The following is a 540-nucleotide window of genomic DNA, read 5'->3' as shown; positions in this document are numbered from 1 at the left end:
GCCATGGGATCCATGGTGTCGCTCATGATCGGTCCTCCCCGCCAGGCAACGCCCGGCGTGTCAGGCCAACCACGGATCCACCGTTATTCAGACAGTCCCATCGAAGACAGTATCAATACGGCTGTAGAGATGGCCCGTGATCACTCGATGAGTGAAGGATGGCAGGGCATTCTCGTAACGCGCCACGGAGCTGACATGTACACAGTGAATCTAAGCGCTGAGGTTCCCTACGGAGCAACGGTGGAACGGGATCTGTTCAGCAGTAACAAGCCTTAGAGGGGTTGGATCAAGGATGAGACCCATGTCGTCCGAGCGGTCGTGGCAACCATTGATGAGCGTGTTGGGGTTGCTCACCACCGCAGGCAGCTTCCGATCGGAAACCTCCGGGGAGCGAAAGTCCCCGCCCACTTGAGGTACACCCCAACCTGACGTCAGGATGATGAGTATTTGAAGCTTTGAGCGCCACCTGTTCGTGCGGTTCAGCGCCGGGGTTCGTGCGAGAGAGCGCCAGCGGTCGTATGGCCTGGCGCCGCTGACGCC

Annotated in this window: 1 pseudogene; it reads left to right on the top strand. The window is 59.3% G+C overall.

Annotation, left to right across the window (positions count from 1 at the left end):
- A pseudogene (locus tag CXZ05_RS23300) lies at positions 1-276 on the top strand (hypothetical protein); the annotation flags it as partial.
- Between the last annotated feature and the right edge of the window lie 264 nt (positions 277-540).

Origin of the sequence: Arthrobacter sp. AFG20 (assembly GCF_002892795.1) — a bacterium.
In the GTDB taxonomy this organism is placed as follows: domain Bacteria; phylum Actinomycetota; class Actinomycetes; order Actinomycetales; family Micrococcaceae; genus Arthrobacter.
The sequence above is the reverse complement of the archived record's forward strand: the minus strand, read 5'-3'. Positions and strand labels throughout refer to the sequence as shown.